We start from the raw sequence: 22,750 nt of genomic DNA on the forward strand, positions 1-22,750 counted from the left end.
ACTACGCTCCATTTGGATCAAGATAGCTCATCTCGAACGTTTTTCCTCTACGCATCAATTCCTCCACGCCTTGGCGAGGATCTTTGCCTTCAAACAAAATGCCGTATAGCACAGTAGTAATCGGCATATCCACGCCCTCACGGCGAGCGAGGGCAAAAGCTGCGTTTGTCGTACGAACGCCCTCCACTACCATTCCCATGTGCTCCAGCACATCATCCAACTCTTTTCCTTGTCCTAGCAGATAGCCAGCACGCCAATTCCGGCTGTGCTTACTCGTACATGTGGCAATTAAATCTCCCACACCTGCGAGCCCTGCAAAGGTTGGCGGCATTGCACCCAGCTTCATTCCGAGACGACTGATTTCAGCTAAACCTCTGGTCAACAGGGCTGCTTTGGCATTATCGCCGTATCCTAGACCATCGGACATCCCTGCTCCGAGTGCAATAATATTTTTTAACGCACCAGCAATCTCAGCACCAACCAGGTCTGGATTGGTGTAGACGCGGAAATTGGCGTTCATTAACAAATCTTGAGATCGAAGCATACTTTCTCCAGATTCAGAGGCTATTACCACCGTAGTTGGCTGGCGAAGAACTACTTCTTCAGCATGACTTGGTCCGGACAAAACAGCCAGTCTAGACGAAATGGCTACTGGAACTTCTTCCATGATTACCTCGGACATCCGTTTCAGACTCTCCAGCTCGAAGCCTTTTGTCGCATGAATCAACAATACTTCGGGGTCTAAAAACGGCACCAGCTGCCGACAAATTTGTCGCATCGCATGAGACGGCACAGCCAACAGAACGATCGGCTTGCCTGTTACTGCACTCTCCAAATCCGTGCTTGCTACAATATGAGTGGAAAGCTCCACATCCGGCAAATATTTTTCATTCACATGCTTGGTATTGATCTGATCGGCGAGCTTTGGATCACGTACCCAAATCGTCACGTGATGCCCATTATCCGCCAAAACAGAAGCGAGTGCTGTTCCCCAACTACCAGCACCAATCACGGTCACGTTTTTCTTCAATACGTCCCCCTCCACTTTTCCAAAATCCATTCCACAAAGATTATCTGATTCGTAATGCTATCCCAGTTTACGCTGAGATTTATCTCCTAGTTTACGCTCATTTCCTGAAAGAAGATTTCGGATATTATTATAATGACGAACATAAGCAAAAATAGCGATGACCAAGCTCGTCCAAAAAAAGGCGATCGGTTTGTCCAAAAAGAACAGGGAAACAGGAATCGCTGTTACCAAGACCATGGAACCCAAAGATACATAACGGGTAACAGCAATAACGAGCACAGCCAGGACAGCTCCAATTAAAAAGGCCAGGGGAGAAAAGCCCAGCACCACGCCGAGTGTGGTTGCTATGCCCTTTCCCCCGCGAAAACCGAAATAAATAGGCCAATTGTGACCCGCAATAACGAAAAGGCCAGCTACAGCATAAGCAGTAGGGTCTCCTGTCATCAAATGCGTGATCCCCATCGCCACTAAGCCTTTTATCGCGTCAAGAACAAGTACAGCGATGCCTGGTCCTTTCCCCAGTACACGTAGTGTGTTGGTGGCACCCGCGTTTCCACTGCCATGTGAGCGAATGTCAATCCCAGCAACTTTTTTGGCGATGAGATAGCTAAAACTGATGGACCCGATCAGATAGCTGATTACCCAAGACAGTAACACCATGGCGGTTTTTCCTCCCTACGTTTTCTTCCGCGTCCAGATTCGAACAGGTGTGCCTTCGAAAACAAATGCCTCACGTATTTTGTTCTCTATGTATCGTTCATAGGAGAAGTGCATCAGCTCTGGATCGTTTACAAACAAAATAAACGTCGGAGGTTTTACAGTTGCCTGTGTAACGTAGTTGATCTTCAAGCGTTTTCCTCTGTCAGACGGCGGTGGTGTCCGGACGGTTGCATCTGTCACCAGATCATTAAGAACAGATGTCGGTACACGCATGGCATGCGCCTGGGAAACATCATTTACTTTCGGCAAAATTGTGTGCACGCGCTGCTTCGATTTTGCGGATACGTACATGATTGGAGCGTAATCCAGGTATTTAAACTCTTCGCGAATCAATTCAGTGAAGCGCTGCATGGTCTTGTCGTCTTTTTCTATTGCATCCCATTTATTGACCACAATAATTACACCACGACCAGCTTCATGCGCATAGCCTGCAATCTTTTTATCCTGCTCAATAATGCCTTCTTCCCCATTAAGTACCACGAGGACAACATCTGAGTCTTCAATGGAGCGCATCGCACGCATAACGCTGTACTTTTCGGTGTTCTCATACACTTTCCCGCGCTTGCGCATCCCGGCGGTATCAACCAGGATATAGCTTTGTCCATCTCGCTCAAACGGCGTATCTATCGCATCGCGTGTCGTTCCGGCGACATCACTTACGATTACGCGCTCTTCACCCAGAATCGCATTTGTCAGGGAAGACTTGCCCACATTCGGACGGCCAATAATGGATACACGGATCGTATCATCTTTGTTCTCTTCATCATCTTCGGAAGGAAAATGCAGAACTACTTCTTCCAGCATGTCACCTAGCCCAAGACCATGGCTTCCGGAGATTGGAAACGGCTCGCCCAATCCCAAGGAATAGAAATCGTAAATATCTGCGCGCATTTCTGGGTTGTCCGCTTTATTGACGGCGAGGACGATTGGTTTACCTGTACGGTTGAGCATCCGTGCCAGCTCCATATCCGCATCAGTCACACCTGTACGGCTGTCCGCGATCATAATGATTACTGTTGCTTCATCAATCGCAAGTTCAGCTTGATAACGCATTTGCGTAAGTATTTCGTCGGTCTCGCCAAATTCAATCCCGCCCGTATCAATCACATGAAAGGTATGGGTCAACCATTCCCCTTTGCCGTAAAGGCGGTCACGGGTTACTCCCGGCATGTCCTCCACGATGGCGACACGTTCGCCGATTAATCTGTTAAAAATCGTGGACTTGCCCACGTTGGGTCTCCCCACAATGGCTACCACTGGTAATCCCATAATCAACAACACTCTCTCTCATTTTACGTTTTGACTTGCTAATCATACCATACACTACTTATGCCGAACAATGATAAGGGTATCCTCGTTGATCTCATGAACCATCGCATCCATTATTTTTTCCAGAGTGAATGCCGTTTGCTGCATGCGCTCTTTGTTTGGCTCTATAAAAATCGGAGCACCACCAGCGATGCTCGCCTTGTCCACCGTAATCACCGCCAAGATTTGACTCGTCATGTTCGCCACCTCCTAGTACAAGGCTTTCGTCTTTTCTGGCATCCGGAAGACACTCTCTAAGATCGGAACCGCTTCAATCACTGTTTTTGCTCGGTCGTAATCCTTGACTTGTGGCAGCAAAAAGACTCCAAGTCTTCCGGAGTGCATATCCCTTTTTACCAGAGGAGTCAGAGAGGGCTCGCCTGTATCGGTGTATACCCCCAGCTGTGTAGCTACATCATGCAAAATCGCTTGACGTTGACCGGGATGCGCGATCGTTACCTTGGCGTTTGCGTCTTTAGGAACCAGTATAAATGCCATTCCTTGCTCAGCGATTACTTGCCTGGCATCCTGGAGTCCTACGTTCATAATGTAAATATCACCGGCGTACAAATCTCTTCCCTCAACCCTAAGCTCCGCTGGCTCTACCTCAACGATAAGCGAAAGCGTTTTTCCGGAACGAAGCTTGCGGGAGATGATTAAGGCAATCACCCCAGCGATTATCCCTCCCCACCAATGAAACAAAATGGTGGCTGTCGTCGCTACCAGTGAAGTGAAGATCACCATGTAATTACGTCCTTCAAACACCATAGCGATTCCCTCGATGTACGGCCCACCTCGGGGAACAAGCTCTTGTTTGTCAATCTCAGATAGAGTCGTCCGCTCCATATTGCGAACATCGCGAAATTGCTGTGCTGCTACGGTCAAGAATGTCACCGCTGTATAGTTTTCTTTTAACAGAGCCGGTATAGCCAACGCGCCTAATGCAGAAGCAATCACGCCAAGCGAGACATGTATGATTTTTCCGTGCGGATAGGTTGGATATTGGCGATAATCGGTACGCAGTAGGTGAATCCGACACAATATCCCGAAGATGAATCCCAGTGTTATCGGAAAAACAAATTCATTTGCAAGAAGCTGTTTGAGCAACAATCATCACCTGCCAGCATCTGAATGGGAAGACTCCGGCTCTTTGTTCCGAAACACCCGCCGGATCACAGACCAAATGAGAACGACTACTCCAAGCAACATAATGCCACTCCACAAGAAATCCTGAGCAAAATCAGTCCCGAGTACACATGCCCCTGACAGCTTCCAGAAGTAAAAAGTGTGCAAAATGTCAGTAGCAGTAAGGGCAAAAATCAGCTGAAAAAGCTGTGCCGCACTCTGGCGACACATAGCAAAGGTCGCGATTACGGCAATAACGGGGACAATAATTCGCTCATCCCAGAACAACAAAATGGGATCTGTGAAAAATAACCACCGTAGCCAAACCAGCAAAATCGCTGTAGCCATTGCTCCCAGCAGATGCAGCCTCCGTCTTTCTTTGCCCAGCCGAGTGTAGAGAACAACGCTCACAAGCAGTGGCAGAATGGTTCCGCTGAGACTTACGTGAACAGGAGCAAAATAGAGCTTCCAGCTGACAAACGAACAAACCAGAAAAGCCGCGAGTACAGCTAGCATGTTTCTACGCTGTATTCTCACCTCTCGCAGCAGCGTATCATAGCTCCCCATCCAGACAAGGCAAAGCAGAGACCATTGAAAGAGAATCGCAATGGTTCCCTCGTTCATGTTCATCTCCTCAAAATGTGGTTGTCTCCCCAAAGTATGCCTCAAGCGTTACTCTTTCATGAATCAGTTGCTCGATCAAAAACTCTTTGCGCAAGAATCTCCAGATCGATCCCACGTAATCGTGCCTGATAAGCTGCTTTTCCGCAAACGAATACAGGTATCCGCGGACAGTCTGCAATTCTGGTCACGCCTAGCGCGGTCATCCCTACTTTCAACTCATGATGCCATTCATCTACAGCAGTCAGGCAGTCCTCCAGAGAGCTTGTCTGCACCAAACGAAGCATTTCTCCTGCGATACCTGTTGCTGAAGCACCCAGCACGAGTGCTTTTAGGACATCCAATCCGTGACGAACCCCTCCTGTAGCCATGATCGCCACGTTTGCCTGGCTTTTTGACTGGCTAAAGGATTCTGCTTCCAGCAAGCTTTCGACCGTCGTTAGTCCCCAATTCTCGTACATTGCCAACGGTTTTTGACTACGTCTGTTCTCGACTTTGGCGAAATTAGTGCCCCCTACTCCCCCAACATCGATGATTGAGATGCCGATATGGTTCAGCTTTTCAATCGTTTCTTTTGCCATACCAAAGCCGACTTCCTTGACCATTACTGGCACATCCAGACTCTCTTTCATCGCTTGAATATTCTCGATGTATCCACGAAAATCTCTGTCTCCTTCTGGCATGAGCAGCTCTTGCATCACATTCAAATGAATTTGCAAACCGTCCGCATCGAGCATGTCAACCGCTGCCTGTGCCTGCTCGACAGTTGCTTCTGCACCAACATTGGCGAACACAATTCCATTTGGATGCTCCTTGCGCACAATCCGATAGCTGTCTGCGACTCCGGGATCTCGTAGCGCTGCCATCTGCGATCCTACCGCCATTGCCAAATGTTTCTCACGTGCAATGATCGCCAGCTTTCGATTAATTTCCGTCGTTGCTTCTGCCCCTCCCGTCATGGCGTTGATGATAATAGGAGATGCAAGCCGAAAGGAGCCAAGATCTGTAGCAAGGCTGACGTCATGATACCCGATATTGGGCAAACTATTAGGAACAAAGCTGACCTCATCAAAGCTGTTAAAAGGTTGATCTGTCGTCTCCAGCGCATGTCGTATATGGTCTAGCTTTCTTGTAGATCGATCCATGTCTATGCCTCCCCTGCAAGTAGAAAAAGGGATACGCATCAGAGCGTATCCCCAGGCTTTCCACATACTACCTTACTTGAACTTATCTTTCAGATCAGCGAACAGTTCTCCAAGTGTTACACCCATCGGTTGGTTGTTTTCTTGTTGGAATTGTTGCTGTTCACGTTTGCTTGCGCGCTCTGCCTGCTCTTCGCGATCTTCTTCAACGGCGCGAATGCTCAAGCTGATTCGCTGTTCAGCAGGCACTACATCCAGGATTTTCACCTGAACTTCTTGGCCTTCCTTCAGCACCTCACCTGGAGTGTTCACACGGCGATTCGCGATTTGGGAAATATGCACCAGACCTTCGATTCCAGGAGCCACTTCTACGAAGGCGCCAAACGTAACCAGACGTTTTACTGTTCCTGTTACAATGGAGCCTGCTTTGAATTCTTCTGCTACCTTCGCCCATGGACCAGCCTGGGTTTCCTTGATGCTCAGTCCGATACGCTCATTTTCGCGGTCTACTTTCAGTACCTTAACCTGTACCTTGTCGCCTTCTTTCACGACATCTGAAGGTTTGTCTACACGGTTCCACGCCAATTCTGATACGTGAACCAAGCCATCAACTCCGCCGATATCCACAAATACACCGAAGTCAGTCATGCGCTGAACAGTTCCTTCCAGAACTTGACCTGGCTGGATTTTGTCCAGAATGGATTGTTTCTTCACTTTTACTTCATCATCCAGTACAGCTTTGTGGGAGAGGATGACCTTGTTCTTTTCCTTATCCATCTCTACTACTTTCAAAGTCAGCGCTTTGCCTTTGTAGTCCGAGAAGTCTTCTACAAAGTGGCGCTCAACCATAGATGCCGGAATGAAACCGCGAACACCTACGTCAACAACCAGACCGCCTTTTACTACTTCTTTGACAGTCGCTTCGATGATTTCACCAGCTTGCATTTTTTTCTCCAAATCAGCCCAGGAAGATTCCATCGCTACCGCTTTTTTGGAGACAACGAGCTCTTCTTTCTCGTCATTGAGCTTGATTACTTTTACTTCAAATGTGTCGCCTACAGCTACTTCATCGGAAACTTTCTCAACATGCAGAGGAGAAAGCTCACTGATTGGGATCAGGCCATCGTATTTGTAACCCACATCAACAAGCGCTTGTTTGTCTTCCACCTTCGTAACAGTCGCTTTTACTACATCCCCTACGGAAACCGTTGTTGCATCAGTTAAGCTTACGTTTGTTTCTTCCATCATCCAAAAGACCTCCTTAATACCATCCAGTCCCAGACTATCTATGTACAGGTTAGCATCAACCTCATTACACGAAGGCGGGAGCATGTATATTTTTAACTGCTGCCCGAGAGCCGCAGTTAGCCTTAACGAAGCCAGTAAGTTCCAGCTTAAGTTAGTATTCTTCCCTTTGCCAATTCTATACAGGCAGTGAATGGCGGTGCTGATTGTGAAGTTCCCTGATATGCGCCATGATCAGATCGCTCGTTTCCTTGAGCGTATCGGAGCCGCCCTTCGTCTCGCGCAGCGCAGACATATCAATCGGCTTTCCGTACACGATTTTCACCGGACGAAACATCCGATACGGTCCAATAATCGCCACCGGAACGACGGCCGCCTGTGATTTGAGCGCAAACATGGCTGTTCCCGGCTTTGCTTCTCCTGGCTCACCCGTTTTGCTGCGCGCTCCTTCTGGAAAAATTCCCAAAATTTGTCCTTCTTCAAGCAGCTTTAACGTCGAGCGGATAGCAGCGCGGTCTCCAGCTCCCCGCTTCACCGGAAATGCTCCGAATTTTATAAGTAAAAAATTCAGAACCGGAATGCGGAATAGCTCCTCTTTTGCCATGAATTTCACCTGACGATCAATACCTGAGCCGAGCATCGGTGGATCCCAGTTAGAAATGTGATTCGCACAAAGAATCACTGGGCCTTCCTTAGGTATATGTTCTCGCCCGATCACTTGCCAACGATAGACAAGGGAAAATATTAATCGGAAAATGCCTCGAAATAATCGATAATAGCTCACTGGGTGGACTCTCCCGTTCGCTCACAGATTTGTAAGATTCGATCTACGACCTCATCAATGGTGATTCCTGTGGTATCCACCAATACAGCGTCATCCGCCTGGCGCAAAGGAGCCACTTCCCGACTCATGTCGCGTAGATCGCGCTCTTCAATCTCTTTTTCCAGCTCATCCAAATCAGTCTGGATTCCTTTTGTGAGCAATTCTTTCCATCTTCTTTCTGCACGCTCCCTGCTGGAGGCGGTGAGAAAAATTTTCACTTCTGCATCTGGAAGTACATGAGTTCCGATGTCTCTTCCATCCATAACCACATTTCCTTGTTTGGCTAGGTTCCTTTGCAGAACAAGCATTTGTTCCCGGACGGAGCCATAGCTGGCTACAATGGATGCATACTGGCTTACTTCGGTCGAACGAATCAGACCCGTCACATCTTTGTCATTCCAAAACACAGTCTGCTGTCCATGCTCGCGAACCAGGCGAATCTCATTGTTTTGCAATAGTTCGGAAACGGAAGGTTCGTCTTCGATGGCTAATTGGTTATGGTGAACCGCCCAAGCCAAGGCCCGATACATGGAACCCGTATCAATGTATACGTACTCCAGTTGTCCGGCTACTTTTTGGGCAACAGTGCTCTTACCTGCTCCCGCTGGTCCATCAATTGCAATGTTCATTACTTCTCACCTGCTATGTACAGTAGTTCTGAACGGGAATAAAACAAGAAAAGCTTCTATCGAAGCCCTTTCCCATTCATGTGATGCGTTTCTATGTTATCTATAATAGTACCATAGTATGGAAGCATTCGCAAACCTTTAGGGTATCGGCAATACCCCTTCCAATTGCTCCGTCTCGATCAAAAGCACACGAACAGGTGCGTATTGAATCAAGAATTCCCCCGCTATCAGTACGATTGCGCAGACGACGATTCCTATCAAGATCCCCTTTTCTATCCGCTCTGAAAATCGCCTAAAACGCTCATTGTACTGACTAGTCATAGAGGTCACTTCCTTCGGTCAGTCGTCAGTCCTCGATCCCTTTTTTACGGAGCTCCAGCTGTCTTTCATAACAGGCTCGAACAACTTTTACCCGATCCAGCTCGCTCATTTTAATAAACTTTCCTGAAATCCACTGATGTAAACCTTTTTCTTCAGCAGGCTTTTGTCTGACTATTTCCATCTCAGCAAATGCGTGCTGGACCTGTCCATTTTTACCTGGCAATGAAATCCAGACCTTCAACATGTCCTTTTCTTGTAAACGAAATGACTCGTCGCAAGTAAAAGACAGCCCGCCTCCGCTGACATCCATCGTTCTCGCCAAAAAGTGATACTGACGAATCGGATCGTTCAGCTTGACAGCAATCTCAAGCGTCGTTTCAATCCGCAAATAATTGCGCCGCTGTGTCCGCAGGATGTGTTCTTTCGCCGGGAGCTGCAACAAAAGTACGGGAATGTGCTCACTCTTTCTACCAGCGATGGAAGAACTGAATTCATAACGAGAGCCATCCTCACCAACATACCAGACAGAACATTCTGTACCCGGACCAAACAGACCGGTTCGCCCTGTTACTTCACTGGTCGGCAACTCAATGGAAGCTACATCATCCTGAATATCTGTAATTCTGCTCTTAAAGGAATGCAGCTCAGTCTCTTCAGAGGAACTCATAAAATTGAGTCGTATAGTTTGTCCAATCCTTGGAAGCATCATATAACCTTTGTTCCTCCTTCTCTTCCTCTCACGCTTCCATTATATACCCACTTATGCGGAATCAGCAATTAGGGAAAGCCCCTAAATCAAGGCTTTCCCTCGTCCATTCCCTACTTTTCTACCGTTCTGATTCATTCTCTTTGTTCGTATCCATTTTGACCACTTCTTCTTCATCGCCAGTTGATGCATTTACATAGATCGAGTACGCATTTCCTTCGAAGCTTCCACTCAGCTCCCACGTGAGCACTTCTTTTCCATCATTCTTCCCTTCAATCAAAGCCAGTCTCTCGCTTGTCACCTTTACACTCGGATTTACCCTTTTTCGCGCTTCTTCTTTCGTCAGCTTTGGTTCGGACAAGAGGCGCTTTTTATGGTTAAACAAGTATTCTGTAGCGTTAAACGCAGTCACTTCGCCATTATCAAGCGCGACCTCCACAATTACAGAATCCGGATAGATACGCACACCATCCTGCACAGGAACAAAAGTGAACAATGCGCTTCGTTCGTAGCTGTCGATTTCACTCACTACCATATTGTCATAACCATGCTTTGTCAGAAACGTTTTTCCATGCTCTTCCGCCTGCTTCATCGACAGCTTTTCTTCGCCAACCGGACGCTCGTCCATCATCCAGACGACTTTTCCACTACGCTTCGTCACATCCATGTTGATTGCCGATTTGTTATCTTTGGATGGTATGCGAACACTGTAGGCCGTGTATTCTTGCCCTTTGCCGTTGTCATTGACTTCGATGTTCCTTCCGCCATCCTTTACGCCCAGAAATTCCATCGCAATCCGCTTTGCTTCTTCCGCTCCTACCGGCTTTCCGTCAATTCCCTTGATCCGCTGTTGTTTCTTCTTGTCCAGACTTTGGATTCCGACTCCCCAATCCAAATCCGGGTATTCCTGCACTTTTTTCTCAATCGTTTGGAAGCCGTCAACGATCGTGTTGTCGGACTTCTTGTCATCGGAGGCGAGAGCTGTCTCTACATCCATCCAGCGAAGCTGCTTGTCAATGACATTTGTCTGTACGTTTCGCAATTCGTCCTGAATATCCTTTGCTTGTTTATGCAAGCTTTTCAGGGTGCCGTATTCCTTTTCGTTCAACGGTTCTTTGTCCAAGTCCCGTACTGCAACACGATAGGAGAAATCAGCGACACGCGACAGCATTTCTTCCGTTTTATTAAATGGCATGAGTGTGAGTGGGAGCTGCCCTACATCAGCTTGTGCAGCATATGACAAGCGCCACACGTTTGTGAGTGTCGGTGTCATTTGTCTGCGGGAATTGACTACCAGCGACTTGCCTAATTCATCATGCAGCTTGTCAACATGATAGGTGAGATCATGGAAAGCCCGTTGATACGAGTTTTCTGCTTTGATCAAGACTGAGTTCTTTTCGTTGTGCTCCTGGTATCCCCACACACCTGCCCCGACTAAAGCAACAAGGGCGATGGGAAATAAAATACGTGCGGTTGCTCCGTAAACCATCCCTTTTCACTCCTCTTCGACATTGATCGTACTATCTGCAAAAAATATGCTTTCCGATTTTCTTAACCTGAGGCCTGCTCCAAATCCATTGGGAAGTAGCCGTTGCGGGATTAAAATAGTAAGTGCATCCACCTGACGGGTCCCAGCCATTAAGCGCTTGCTGCACAGCTTTGCGGGCATTGTCGTTAGGCTCAAGCCAAATTTGTCCGTCCGCGACAGCCGTGAACGCTCGGGGCTCAAAAATAACACCGGATGGCGTATTAGGGAATGAAGGACTTTTCAACCGGTTGAGAATCACTGCTGCGATCGCCACTTGACCTTCATACGGCTCCCCTCTCGCCTCACCGTACACTGCGTTTGCCATCAGCTTTAAATCATTTGCTGATACGCGGGAAGGATGCGAGCTCTGTTTTGTTTTGGTGCTTTGCTTTGCCTTGCTATTCTCTTTTGCTGGTGCTGCCATCTCAGTTCTCCGCGGGGAAGCGACGCTCTTTTCTGAAGACAAAAGCTGATTTCCCATAAAGAACACTGCGATCAACAGAACAATCATTCCTGAAATCCACAATGAACGCACGGTTGAAACCTCCTTGGCATGTATTGAAATCTTTGCATAGTGTTGGTGGAGAAAGAATGGATTATGCATGCAATCTGTAGATTCGCATCGCCGGAAAAACCAAGCCTTCAAGAGACCACAGAGCCGGAAGCTGCACAAGAAAAAGGACCGATGCGATGTGCACCGGTCCTTCGGGGATTATTTCAGTTGTATGGCTCGTACTCAAAAACTTATGACTCGTTAATACTAAAATACTGATCGTTATCGCACAAACATTGTTTAAAGCCTGTTTCAACCTGACCTTCAGGTTCACGACGACCTCGCAGGGTGAATGTTTCTCCACATACATTGCAACGAATAGTCACTTTCGCTCGTTCCGTTTTAAACACGTCTCGTCTCCTCCTCACGTCTATTGTGGACGGGAAGAGAGTTTTTTAGAACTGTATTCATGCGCTCTTTGCACCTTTTTTAATCCTTGCCACCATAAGAGAAGCATGAATGGCACAATCACGACGATCCAATTTTGAACCGAGAGAAAAATGGCGTTGTACAAAGCATGAAGTCCAATTGGCAATGCAATGGACAGCCACAAGAAGGTACGTTCCTTTTTTCGGCTGTTCGAGAATTTCGCCCGTCCGAGATAATAGCCCATCCACACGGCAAACAAGGCGTGACTGGAAACAGGAAGCAACGCACGCCAGAAGGCAATATTCAACCCGTTGATGATCAAGTAAAAAAGATTTTCCAATGTTGCAAATCCAAGGGATACAGCAACAGCATATACGATACCGTCATAAGGCTCATCGAACTCTACGTGCTTGTATGCGGTGAAAAATATGACCATCCACTTAAAAAATTCTTCAACGACAGCGGATTGCACCACATCCGCAACAAGTCCTCCCTGCCAGTTCCACTCATTCTGCATGATGTACTGGAGTACCATGATCGGGATGACCAGTAGCATCCCGAAAACAAACGAACGAATTACCATCGAAATAGGCTCAGGCTCAAGACTGTCACGCAGGTAAAAATAGCTTAAGATGGCGATACCGGGGGCAATTGCCGCTCCGATCATAGCAATCATCTGTTTATTGCTCCTTTACACAAGGCTGTTACTCATCGTACCATGAATACGGATTCATGAAAACCCGCTACAGGAGAGAGATCATGTTGAAAAAAATATTGGTTTTGAATACAGGCGGTACAATTGCTATGTCAGTTGATGCATCTGATGATGGTGTTAAACCGTTGGATGATCAGGCTGTGAACAAGATTCTTCCTTTTCTGGAACGTTATGCTGACGTCACGATGAAAAATGTCCTCAATTTGCCGAGCCCTCACATTACTCCTGCTATCATGAATCAATTGCGGCAGCACATCGAAGTGGAGCTATCCCTTGCCTCCTATGACGGTGTAGTGATTACCCATGGCACCGACACTCTGGAGGAAACGGCTTATTTTCTTGACCTAACTCTCTCGCTGAGTGTACCCATCGTTGTAACCGGCGCCATGAGAAGCAGCAACGAATTAGGTGCAGATGGACCTGTCAACCTGATTTCCTCGGTGCGTACAGCAGCTGATCCTGACAGCAGAAACAAAGGGGTTCTCGTTGTCTTTAACGATGAAATTCATGCAGCATGCCACGTCACCAAAACGCACACAAGCAACGTCGCCACTTTCCAATCACCACAGTATGGCCCGATCGGTACGATTGCAAAGAAAAATGTTCAGTACCACCACGCGCCACTGGATCGCGAGCATTATGCCATTACTCACGCGGATGCGAACGTCCCTCTTATCAAGGCTGTTGCAGGTATGGAGCCCGCATGGCTTCAATTTTTACTCGAGCAATCGATTGATGGATTAGTTATCGAAGCATTTGGCTTGGGTAACCTGCCACCCTCGATTATTCCGACACTCAAACAGCTTCTGGATAAGGGCATTCCCATCGTACTCGTCTCCCGTTGCTATAACGGACAAGTACAGGATGTCTATGATTATGAAGGCGGCGGTCATCAGCTCAAGAAAATGGGCATTGTCTTCTCGAACGGCTTAAATGGACAAAAGGCACGATTGAAGCTGATTGTTGCACTACAGCAAACACGGGATTTTGCCCAATTACAGGATTTGTTTGAAAAATAAAAACCAGCGGCACGATGCTTGTCCAATCGCAATGCAGACCAAAAACCCTCCTTGGAATATCCAAGGAGGGTTTTCTTTTGTATATGGAGGTGGGTCAAAAATGTATTATACCCAGCCACGGAAGCGAGAAGCTTCTGCCATTTTGCGTGCACCCACCATGTAAGCGGAGAGGCGCATGTCAATGCGGCGTGTTTGAGACAGGGAGTAAACATTTTCAAACGAACGTATCATTACTTTTTCCAGTTTTTCTTCAACTTCTTCTTCGGACCAGTAGTAGCCTTGGTTGTTTTGTACCCACTCAAAGTAGGAAACGGTTACACCGCCGGCACTTGCCAGTACGTCTGGAACAAGAAGAATTCCACGTTCAGTCAGGATTTTGGTCGCTTCCAATGTAGTTGGGCCGTTCGCCGCTTCTACAACGATTTGCGCTTTGATATTGTGTGCATTTGCTGCTGTAATTTGGTTTTCAATCGCAGCTGGCACGATAATATCGCAATCCAGTTCAAACAATTCTTTGTTTGTGATTGTGTTGGTAAAGAGTTTGGTTACAGTACCGAAGGAGTCACGACGATCCAACAGATAGTCAATATCCAAACCATTTGGATCATGCAGCGCACCGTAAGCATCAGAGATAGCAACTACTTTTGCTCCTGCATCATGCATGAATTTCGCCAGGTAGCTACCTGCATTACCAAAGCCTTGAATGACTACGCGAGCGCCTTTAATTTCGATGTTACGACGTTTTGCAGCTTCGCGAATGCAAATGGTTACACCTTTTGCAGTTGCTGTTTCACGACCATGTGAACCGCCGAGCGCGATTGGCTTACCGGTAATGAAACCAGGAGAGTCGAATTCGCGAATACGGCTGTACTCGTCCATCATCCATGCCATGATTTGGGAGTTTGTGAAAACGTCCGGAGCTGGAATGTCTTTTGTTGGTCCCACAAGTTGGCTGATAGCGCGAACGTAACCGCGGCTCAATCGTTCCAATTCACGGAAAGACATTTCACGCGGGTCGCAAATGATACCGCCTTTACCACCGCCGTACGGAAGGTCAACGATACCAGCTTTGAGGCTCATCCAGATGGAAAGCGCTTTAACTTCATCCTCTGTAACTTCAGGGTGGAAACGAATGCCCCCCTTGGTCGGACCAACTGCATCGTTGTGCTGTGCACGGTATCCGGTAAACACCTTCACTTCGCCGTTATCCATGCGAACCGGAATGCGTACGGTCAAAACGCGTAGCGGCTCCTTCAAGAGTTCAAACATCGATTCTTGGTAACCTAGTTTCTCCAGTGCTTCCTTGATCACCGTTTGAGTCGAAGTCAGCAAGTTTAGACTTTCTTGCTTTTCTTTCCCTTCGGTGCTTTCGGTTACCACGTCTTGATTACCCATTACTTACCACCTCAAAAATGTTTTCGGTAAATGCAGCCTTTAGTATACACGCTTGTTTCATGTATGAGAAGCTTAAAAAAGTTTTTTACGTTTTTGTTATGTTTTTTTACTTTTGCCTTCTGGATAAACATTCAAAAAAGCGCTTACTTGGAAAAATCAAAATTCTTATTTTCAGAAAACGACGATTCCAGCGCCAATATGGCCTTTTTCAGTAATAGTAGCATACCCAGCGAGAGCTGCTTCATTACGAAAAAAGTGAATATATGCCATAATAGTATCGATGACATTGGAAATTTATTCATGGAGGTGTTTTTATGAAAAACAACAGCATTTTGTTTATTTACGCCCATCCTGATGACGAAACGTTTGCCAGCGGGATCTCGATTTGCAAATATTCCCAGGATAAAAACACCAGTTCACACTTGCTCTGCGCTACCCGAGGGCAAGCTGGAAAAGCTGGAAATCCTCCAATCTGTACGCCAGAAGAACTACCTGCGGTTCGGGAGCAGGAGCTTCGTACTGCAGCCTCTATCCTTGGTCTGGACACTGTTGAGCTCCTTGACTATGAAGACAAATACCTAGGCGATGTTCCGCTTCCCGAATTAGTCAGCCATATTCACGCTGCGATTGAAAAATGGCAACCAGAAGTCGTAGTGACTTTTGCACCACATGGCATATCCGGCCATCCCGATCATCGGGCCATATCGGCAGCGACCACACAGGCTGTTCATTCTCTTCCAGCGAATACCTCTGTGCGCAAGCTCTATTATGCAACCCGCGCTTCTAACGGGACTTTCGGTGCGGTACAGCCACCTTTTTCCGATCCGATCGAGAGCATTACTACTGTGATTCACGAACCTGAGTACCGCCCACAGGTAGCAGAAGCCTTACGAGCTCATAAAACCCAGCATTTATCTGTCGATCGTGTTTTTCCAGGTGTACCTGCTGGAGAATTCGCAACGGTACCACCGCTGAATCAATACATTCTTGCCTGGACCAATCTCACCGATTATGTGATAAACGGCAAGGAAGATGATTTCTTTTCCGGAATAGCCAACATTCAATAAAAATCCCCTAAAAACAGCAAAAGCACCTAGTTAGATGACTAGGTGCTGTTTTATATCCCCAGACCCTCACCCATCATCAGGTGAAATGCCTGCATATTTCTTTTACTGCATCGTCGGCTACGACAACCTTTCCATACTCTTCCAAAACATAGATTGTTGTCGGTGTCGCTTCCCCGTACTCAGAAAGGATCGCAATCAGCTTGTGATAACGCTCCTGATCCAAATCGACTTCTTCCAAAACCAGGTGATATTTTCCCTGATAGAAGTAGGCAGAGCCCCCGTTGGTCAAAAGAGCATTTACACGATGAGCAGCTTCAACCATGTGCTCAAAATCGCGGAAGGCGTACATAATCAGATCGCTTTCTTCTAAAGTGACCTCTAGTTCATAGACGTCCTCGTCTTCGTATTCTCCCTCTTCCTTCCCGTCCTTTGAGCCGGTTTTGCCGCGCGTTACAATTACGACCATTCCCTGAGCTGGCAAGGCGAACACTTCAACTGCAACAGGCCCTGAAACTTCAAAACCTAGCTCGTGATAAGCCTGTTCCATCATGTCGTTGAACAGTTCATGAACTTTAGGAATGTCACGCCACATGTCTTCTTTCTCTATCCCGCGCTCTGACAGGTCGTCAAACGTTAAAAAGATTCTTATTTTGTCTTGACCAAGGCGTTCAACACGCATGACTGTCCCTCCTCGCCATCCAGTCGTACTATAAAATATGATGGTAAGCCTGTAAGAGTTCTCCGCATTTTCCGACGAATAGCTTGTAGCATTCATCCATTTTTTAGCACATTGGAAAATCCGGGTTAGTCCTATCATATCACATTTACTAGCCAGAACATAGTCAAGTGACACCTCACGCCTTTATTCGTGCAGTTTCGAAGCCGGCGTGTCGATTAGGCCCATTGAAAAGTAGAGTTTGTGAGACCCTGTCAATTCCTGCGCTTTCCCAGGAAAAGCTGCCCTCCAGATGCGATTGCATACAAACCGAGTGCAAGCATCGTAGTCATCGTCGCAATCGGCATTTTGATCATTTGAACGGCTAGTACAAAGACTGAAAAAAAACCTAATAGCACGTGCCACCACACGTTTTGCGTATACTTTTGATAAATCGACTGGCTGATGTGAAATAGCAGCAAGCCAATCAAAAGCAAAGTGGCAAGTACAAGCATAGCGAGAGATAGGAATATTTCTACAGGTGAAAACATCATCATGGAGATCCAGTCTCCGATTCGATTCAGGTGTAGACGTTTGGCAGGAAACAAATGCAAAGCTCCATTTCCCAGGAGCCAAGCAAATAGTCCTACCAATAAGCTTCTCCCTGCAATCACCATAAGGAATGGTGCCTCCCAATACCGTTTCTTTCTCCCCATTTATATTGAATCCTGCTAGTTCGGGTTCCTGAAACAAGTATGGAAAAAATAAGCTCTGTTTCCTCTTCTACGAAGCTTGAGGTTCCAAGGTTGCATATTTTGTTTTTTCCTCATTTACCTGTCAAACAAAAAAACGCCGGTCTCCCGGCGCTAGCTTTTCTTATGTAGCTGCTTATCATATTCACGAAGTCGCTTTTGAATCCAAATTGCTGCCTGCGCTCCATCCCCCATCGCAATTGCCACCTGCTGTGAATGCATGGTAATATCACCGACTGCCCATATATTGCGATGTTCCGTTTCTTTTGTTCTCTGATCAGTGCGCACATGCCCTTTTTCATTCCTATGTACCTGTAAACCAGCCAATAGCCCTGTTTGTACGTCTGCACCTGGAAAAGCGAGGAAGGCTCTCGTCACTTTCACTCTCTCTCCCGACTCAAGCTCTATCCCCTGCAGTTGACCAGCTTCATGCAAGAGCTGTCGCACCTTCTGATCATAAAACGGGAAGCCTTGCTTTTTTAATCGCTCAATATCTTCAGATCCCGTCAAAGCAGCGGCATGGTTCAAAACTGTTATTTGCTGGGTATAATGGGACAACTCATCTGCCATCTCGACTGCCTGTGGTCCTGCTCCGATCACGGCTATGGGTTCCCCCACACTCTCAAAGCCATCACAATCTGGACATAAAAAAATAGAGCTCCCCAGGCACTCACCCATACCCGAAATCGCGGGAAAGGGATCACGTATCCCTGTCGCCATTACAATCGTTCTGGCTACCAATGGGTCTACTCCATTTTTTGTTCTGACAATAAATTCTCCACTGCTGTTTTCCTCTAGAGATACCGCTTCATCCTCAATGATCATGGCCCCGTATTGTTTTGCCTGCTGTCGACCCAAACGGCGTAGTTCATCACCACTTACCTCTTCTGGATATCCAAGTATGTTTCGATACGTCTTTGCCACCAACGAACGGCCTCCCGGTATGTCCAATACGACAACATGGCGTAAGCTTCTTGCTAATTGGATGGCCGTCTGTAACCCTGAAATACCTCCACCGATGATTACCGTATCATAAATCACAAGCACTCCACCTGTCGCAGCCATTTCCTCATATCCTGCCCTAAAATGGCTGCACCATTACGGAGCGATAGGCACCATCACAACTTTGCCTGCAGTAAGCTGTGTATCCGCTTGAAAGCCATTGTACTTGGCAATCCTCGAAACATTCAAATTGTTCCCGTAATACTTGCGAGACAGCATGTACAGCGTCTCTCCTTTTTGCACCACGTGCTTGATTGCCTTTGGTTTTGGTGCTGGAGTTGAAGCGGGGACTGTTGTTGCTGTATATGCGGGTTTTGCAGGTGGACTCGCAGTTGGAGCTGTTTTCGGCTCAGTCGTTGCGGATGGTTGCGATGCAGGCTGTACAGTGGTTGAGTTCTGCGGTACTTCCGTTTTCGCTCCCACTTTTGTCTCCGGGACAGTCTTCGTCTCTTGCACGATCGGTGCAGCACTATTAGCTACCTCCGCCTTGCTAGTGACGTTTTCCTCTTGACCGGCTGAAGCGATGTTATCTGTCGTTCTTTCGCTCACGGTAACCATAGGTGAACTGGGCGTACCAGGTTTTTCCGATTCATGGGTGAGCTGGGCCTGGTATAATTCAATCAGAATCACCCCAATAAAAACAGCACCAAACACAACCAGACCCGACCGAATCCATTTTGTAAACGATACATTGACTTTCCGTTGCGTATGACGGGAGCTTCGAGGTGGCAATTGATTCGGCTCTAGGTTCACTTCTTCTCCCCCTTTTCCTTTTTCATGGTGGCCTGCAAATAAAAAGCCAACAGCAAATCAATTCCAATATGAGCTACAATAGAAGACCATAACGAGCCGGAATAAATAAACAGCATACCAAGCAGCCAGCTTGTTCCAAACACGCTGAGAACCATTAAAGGTTTTGTTAAATAACGGACATGCACAAGTGTAAACAGGAGGCTCGTCCAGAAATTACCCGCAAATGACTGAATCACTCCACGAAACAGCCATTCTTCTCCTAAGCCAACCGCCATACATACGAAAAGAGTGGTTGCGAAAGACATGCTGCCAAAAATCTTTTTGTTTACACTTCCATCGTCTTGCCAACGCTCTGGCAAGTATTTCTCCATTCCAATGCTCAAAATGACGATAGCGGCAATCACACAGCCTGCCCATGTCAATCCTGACCATTCCGGGAAACGAAACATCTCCATGGTTGCCTGTATACCATGTGCCCACAAGCTGCTGATTGCAGCCACAATCAAAACTAGCCCTTGCGTTAGCCAGAGATTCAGCCGTAAGGTAGCTTCATCCATCTCTTGCCCACTTTGCTTCACTGATGTAATCGCTCCTTTATCTTTTCGGCAAAAGAATCTGTAACGCCTGCCGTAAGTTCCATGGTTTTTCATCTTTCTTTTCCTGCTCAGAATTGGCCGCCCTGTTATATACAGCTCGATCCAGGCCACATCGTGAGCAGCATTGCAGGGTATATGCATACTCCGCTTCTTCAAAATACTGATTGATGCTGCGCCGCAGACAGTCTGAACTTTGCACATAGTTCAGCATTCCAAACAGCTTTTGCTGCTTTTGTTTTTTTCTTGCCTGTGTAACCTGCCAAATGCCGAGCGCTTTGTCTGGATCGTATGGCATAATACTTCCTGGCTTTGACGAATACGCAGCTTTTTCAGTATAGAAGGACAAGAGACCAGCCATTTCCTCGGAGATGTCTATAGAAGCCAAAGCCTCGCTGGTGATCTGGCTCCCCGTTGAAAGCAGCTGGCAAAACTGCTGGACCTGGAGCTGACTCGGGTACTCCCGCTCCAGCATGTGCTGATGAATTTGAACATCTTCCATTCCGCTAAAAAGCACTGCATAGCCAGGTCGCCCGTCCCTGCCTACCCGGCCAATTTCCTGGGCGTATGCTTCCATACTCGCTGGCAGCTGATAATGAATGACGAACCTTATATTAGATTTGTCGATTCCCATTCCAAAGGCATTCGTAGCGACAATGATGTCCAGCTCATTTGCTAAAAATTGCTGTTGGATCAGCATTCTCTCCATGCTGTTCATGCCTCCGTGATACCCATGCACACGTCGATTCCCTTCCAGCTGATAAGTGGCAGTCAACACTTCGACAGCCTGTCTGGTGCTGCAATAAACGATGCCGGGACCCTCAAGGGTGTTCATCATCTCTAGGACTCGCTCGCGTCGTTCGCCCTCGTCATTTGTGACGACCAAGTCCTGAGCGATATTCGCACGATTCAAGGGCTGGACAATCACATCCTCCCCTGAAACGTTCAGTAAGTCACAGATTTCATTCCGAACTGCCTTTGTTGCAGTCGCCGTAACAGCCAAAACTGGAGGATTTCCCAATTTCTTTATGACCTCTGGCAAACGGAGATAATCGGTTCGAAAATCGTGTCCCCATTGTGAGATGCAATGGGCTTCATCAATCGCTACCAAAGAAACACGCGCCCGACGCAATACTTCCTGAACATATGGCTGCTGAAGCTTTTCTGGTGATATGTATAGCAGCTTGAATTTTCCTGCTCCGATCTCGCGCAGCAATTCACGACTTTCTGCCGGGTCTTGCGAGCTATTTATATACGCAACCGCAATTCGGCTTCGTACGCGGAGTTGCTGAACCTGATCAATCATTAGCGAGATTAGCGGGGAAACAACAATGGTCATTCCCGGTAAGAGTAGAGCGGGAAGCTGATAGGTAACCGATTTTCCCCCTCCAGTTGCCAATAATCCCAGCACATTACGACCAGACATCACCCGTCTAATCATGTCTTCCTGACCAGGTCGAAAAGAAGGGTGACCGAAATGCTTGCTTAATGCACGTTGCAACAAATCGCTCACGTCACTTTCTCCCCCTGTCTTCGAGCAAGAGCCAGACGTATTTGCAAATAAGACACAGATTGATCCAAATGATCCTTTATCATACGCAAACGACTGGTCTGCAATTGCTCGCTTGTTTGAACGATAGTCTCACCAAGCTCTTTTGACAAATACGCTGAAAAATCCCATTCTGGACAACGCAGTGCCATTTCAACCAAATGATCCTCCACCGTGCTCTCTTTGATCCCGCGTCTACCCGCAACCTCCGTTTTTCCTAGTCCTCGCTGGATCAGCTCATACGTTTTTGCCGCGCTGTCCGTTAAGCGCGAATCAAATTTATGGTTTTGAATGACTAATCGGGATAACAGAGGAAACTGTTCTGGTTCCCTTTGCAAGCGAAGGATACTCGCTGCAAGTCCGTATCGAAAAGGAAGATGCAGGTAAGATGGTGTCTCTCTTTTTTTCTGCGCAAGCTGTCCCAGCGTTTTTCCGACCTGGGCAGCACCTGATAGCTGGGCAATAATCAATTCCTGTGCTTCAGCAGGTAATGGCTGCAACAGTGCGTACAGCTCCTCTTCCAAATGACCCTGCCACGTTTCTCTGGCTGTATGGTCTTGCAGCTCGGTACGGACCCACCTTTGTGTATGCTTGTCCGAAACGACGGGAACGAATCCGAGCTCCCCCACAAGCAAGTGGGATACAGTTTGTACGAGCAGGTGCAGTCTCAGCCAAAAGAGCCCAAGCCGCTCTGCCATATCTGATTGCGTAAATGGAGCCAGCCAATAATCAAGTTGGTAGCGCTCAGATTCTGCTTGAGCAAAATCCTTGCCTGCCTGCGTTACCACAAAGGTGGATTTTTTGGCATGCTCGTCTCTGGAAATAGGCCGAATAAACTCTTTTTGTAATAAAGTTGAAACAATTTTATCCCAATCCTCTTTTGTAAAACGTGGAAACATCCGATAATACGGATAAAGGTTGTACAAATGCACGTCTTGCAGAGTTTGATTGGCTTTTCGGCCTCGCAAAATGTAAAAGGCTGCCTGAAGCGTTCGTTCATTGGAGAGTGGAATCATGACATTCAATGCGATTGTACAAAGGAAATCCAGCTCCAAGCCAGCACTGTTAGGACTGTTCATTCGTGCTCCTTTATCTATCATTTTACTATCTTTATGATTATGGCAGCATCT

General features: G+C 47.2%; 26 protein-coding genes. 2 read left to right on the top strand and 24 right to left on the bottom strand.

All coding sequences use genetic code 11. From position 1 onward, the window contains the following. Position 1: 1 nt before the first annotated feature. The 16 genes from ADS79_RS19940 to prsW all read right to left on the bottom strand — a co-directional run bounded on the left by ADS79_RS19940 (position 2) and on the right by prsW (position 12,796). The gene (locus tag ADS79_RS19940; RefSeq protein WP_049740127.1) at positions 2 to 1,060 is read right to left on the bottom strand and encodes an NAD(P)H-dependent glycerol-3-phosphate dehydrogenase; all 1,059 of its coding nucleotides are present in this window, start codon (positions 1,058 to 1,060) and stop codon (positions 2 to 4) included. 27 nt (positions 1,061 to 1,087) lie between these two features. Continuing rightward, positions 1,088 to 1,690, bottom strand: coding sequence for a glycerol-3-phosphate 1-O-acyltransferase PlsY (gene plsY / locus ADS79_RS19945; RefSeq protein WP_049740128.1), 603 nt, complete (start codon positions 1,688 to 1,690; stop codon positions 1,088 to 1,090). Between the two features lie 15 nt (positions 1,691 to 1,705). Continuing rightward, complete coding sequence (gene der, locus ADS79_RS19950; protein WP_049740129.1) at positions 1,706 to 3,019, bottom strand: ribosome biogenesis GTPase Der; 1,314 nt, start codon at positions 3,017 to 3,019, stop codon at positions 1,706 to 1,708. Between the two features lie 54 nt (positions 3,020 to 3,073). Then, entirely contained in the window at positions 3,074 to 3,256 is a 183-nt protein-coding gene (locus tag ADS79_RS19955; protein WP_049740130.1) for a capping complex subunit for YIEGIA, read from the bottom strand. A gap of 12 nt (positions 3,257 to 3,268) precedes the next feature. Further along, positions 3,269 to 4,165, bottom strand: a complete 897-nt coding sequence (locus tag ADS79_RS19960; protein ID WP_049740131.1) for a YIEGIA family protein — start codon at positions 4,163 to 4,165, stop codon at positions 3,269 to 3,271. Between the two features lie 6 nt (positions 4,166 to 4,171). After that, positions 4,172 to 4,807 (bottom strand): YphA family membrane protein, encoded by a 636-nt coding sequence (locus ADS79_RS19965; RefSeq protein WP_049740132.1) that lies wholly within the window; start codon positions 4,805 to 4,807, stop codon positions 4,172 to 4,174. A 56-nt stretch (positions 4,808 to 4,863) separates the two neighbouring features. Further along, a complete protein-coding gene (fni, locus tag ADS79_RS19970; RefSeq protein ID WP_049740133.1) occupies positions 4,864 to 5,949 on the bottom strand; it encodes a type 2 isopentenyl-diphosphate Delta-isomerase in 1,086 nt (361 codons plus the stop codon). A gap of 72 nt (positions 5,950 to 6,021) precedes the next feature. Further along, entirely contained in the window at positions 6,022 to 7,194 is a 1,173-nt protein-coding gene (gene rpsA, locus ADS79_RS19975; RefSeq protein ID WP_049740134.1) for a 30S ribosomal protein S1, read from the bottom strand. A 175-nt stretch (positions 7,195 to 7,369) separates the two neighbouring features. Continuing rightward, positions 7,370 to 7,975 carry a lysophospholipid acyltransferase family protein gene (locus ADS79_RS19980; protein WP_049740135.1) on the bottom strand — a complete coding sequence of 202 codons (606 nt, stop codon included), beginning with the start codon at positions 7,973 to 7,975 and terminating at the stop codon, positions 7,370 to 7,372. After that, positions 7,972 to 8,643, bottom strand: a complete 672-nt coding sequence (cmk, locus tag ADS79_RS19985; RefSeq protein WP_049740136.1) for a (d)CMP kinase — start codon at positions 8,641 to 8,643, stop codon at positions 7,972 to 7,974. The genes ADS79_RS19980 and cmk overlap by 4 nt, the downstream gene beginning before the upstream one ends. A gap of 138 nt (positions 8,644 to 8,781) precedes the next feature. Beyond that, positions 8,782 to 8,964, bottom strand: a complete 183-nt coding sequence (locus ADS79_RS19990; RefSeq protein WP_049740137.1) for a hypothetical protein — start codon at positions 8,962 to 8,964, stop codon at positions 8,782 to 8,784. A gap of 25 nt (positions 8,965 to 8,989) precedes the next feature. Next, complete coding sequence (locus ADS79_RS19995; protein ID WP_049740138.1) at positions 8,990 to 9,673, bottom strand: flagellar brake protein; 684 nt, start codon at positions 9,671 to 9,673, stop codon at positions 8,990 to 8,992. 118 nt (positions 9,674 to 9,791) lie between these two features. Next, positions 9,792 to 11,159 (bottom strand): germination protein YpeB, encoded by a 1,368-nt coding sequence (ypeB, locus tag ADS79_RS20000; protein WP_049740139.1) that lies wholly within the window; start codon positions 11,157 to 11,159, stop codon positions 9,792 to 9,794. 31 nt (positions 11,160 to 11,190) lie between these two features. Then, positions 11,191 to 11,802, bottom strand: coding sequence for a cell wall hydrolase (locus ADS79_RS20005; protein ID WP_084766002.1), 612 nt, complete (start codon positions 11,800 to 11,802; stop codon positions 11,191 to 11,193). 140 nt (positions 11,803 to 11,942) lie between these two features. Beyond that, positions 11,943 to 12,101, bottom strand: a complete 159-nt coding sequence (locus ADS79_RS35720; protein WP_162839543.1) for a hypothetical protein — start codon at positions 12,099 to 12,101, stop codon at positions 11,943 to 11,945. A gap of 20 nt (positions 12,102 to 12,121) precedes the next feature. After that, a complete protein-coding gene (gene prsW, locus ADS79_RS20010; protein WP_049740140.1) occupies positions 12,122 to 12,796 on the bottom strand; it encodes a glutamic-type intramembrane protease PrsW in 675 nt (224 codons plus the stop codon). A gap of 83 nt (positions 12,797 to 12,879) precedes the next feature. On the opposite strand from prsW, the gene ADS79_RS20015 reads away from it, so the two are divergent. Then, positions 12,880 to 13,854: an asparaginase gene (locus ADS79_RS20015; RefSeq protein WP_049740141.1), complete on the top strand. Its 975-nt coding sequence runs from the start codon at positions 12,880 to 12,882 to the stop codon at positions 13,852 to 13,854. A gap of 105 nt (positions 13,855 to 13,959) precedes the next feature. On the opposite strand, the gene ADS79_RS20020 is transcribed toward ADS79_RS20015, so the two are convergent. Beyond that, positions 13,960 to 15,249 carry a Glu/Leu/Phe/Val family dehydrogenase gene (locus ADS79_RS20020; RefSeq protein ID WP_049740142.1) on the bottom strand — a complete coding sequence of 430 codons (1,290 nt, stop codon included), beginning with the start codon at positions 15,247 to 15,249 and terminating at the stop codon, positions 13,960 to 13,962. 314 nt (positions 15,250 to 15,563) lie between these two features. On the opposite strand from ADS79_RS20020, the gene ADS79_RS20025 reads away from it, so the two are divergent. Further along, complete coding sequence (locus ADS79_RS20025; protein ID WP_049740143.1) at positions 15,564 to 16,316, top strand: PIG-L deacetylase family protein; 753 nt, start codon at positions 15,564 to 15,566, stop codon at positions 16,314 to 16,316. 76 nt (positions 16,317 to 16,392) lie between these two features. Here the strand turns inward: ADS79_RS20025 and ADS79_RS20030 are convergent, their stop codons facing one another. The 7 genes from ADS79_RS20030 to ADS79_RS20060 form a co-directional block, all read right to left on the bottom strand. Continuing rightward, positions 16,393 to 16,995, bottom strand: a complete 603-nt coding sequence (locus tag ADS79_RS20030; protein ID WP_049740144.1) for a genetic competence negative regulator — start codon at positions 16,993 to 16,995, stop codon at positions 16,393 to 16,395. 251 nt (positions 16,996 to 17,246) lie between these two features. Further along, on the bottom strand, positions 17,247 to 17,687 hold the full coding sequence (locus ADS79_RS20035) for a hypothetical protein (RefSeq protein WP_174769575.1): 441 nt from the start codon (positions 17,685 to 17,687) through the stop codon (positions 17,247 to 17,249). Between the two features lie 150 nt (positions 17,688 to 17,837). Then, the gene (locus ADS79_RS20040) at positions 17,838 to 18,788 is read right to left on the bottom strand and encodes an NAD(P)/FAD-dependent oxidoreductase (RefSeq protein ID WP_174769574.1); all 951 of its coding nucleotides are present in this window, start codon (positions 18,786 to 18,788) and stop codon (positions 17,838 to 17,840) included. 33 nt (positions 18,789 to 18,821) lie between these two features. Further along, positions 18,822 to 19,478 (bottom strand): LysM peptidoglycan-binding domain-containing protein, encoded by a 657-nt coding sequence (locus ADS79_RS20045; RefSeq protein ID WP_049740145.1) that lies wholly within the window; start codon positions 19,476 to 19,478, stop codon positions 18,822 to 18,824. Beyond that, complete coding sequence (locus tag ADS79_RS20050) at positions 19,475 to 20,056, bottom strand: CPBP family intramembrane glutamic endopeptidase (protein WP_049740146.1); 582 nt, start codon at positions 20,054 to 20,056, stop codon at positions 19,475 to 19,477. Before ADS79_RS20050 ends, ADS79_RS20045 begins: the two co-directional genes overlap by 4 nt. Before the next feature lie 16 nt (positions 20,057 to 20,072). Then, positions 20,073 to 21,584: a RecQ family ATP-dependent DNA helicase gene (locus tag ADS79_RS20055; protein ID WP_049740147.1), complete on the bottom strand. Its 1,512-nt coding sequence runs from the start codon at positions 21,582 to 21,584 to the stop codon at positions 20,073 to 20,075. After that, on the bottom strand, positions 21,581 to 22,699 hold the full coding sequence (locus tag ADS79_RS20060) for a YpbB family protein (protein ID WP_049740148.1): 1,119 nt from the start codon (positions 22,697 to 22,699) through the stop codon (positions 21,581 to 21,583). Before ADS79_RS20060 ends, ADS79_RS20055 begins: the two co-directional genes overlap by 4 nt. Between the last annotated feature and the right edge of the window lie 51 nt (positions 22,700 to 22,750).

This window comes from Brevibacillus reuszeri (assembly GCF_001187725.1).
In the GTDB taxonomy this organism is placed as follows: Bacteria; Bacillota; Bacilli; order Brevibacillales; family Brevibacillaceae; genus Brevibacillus; species Brevibacillus reuszeri.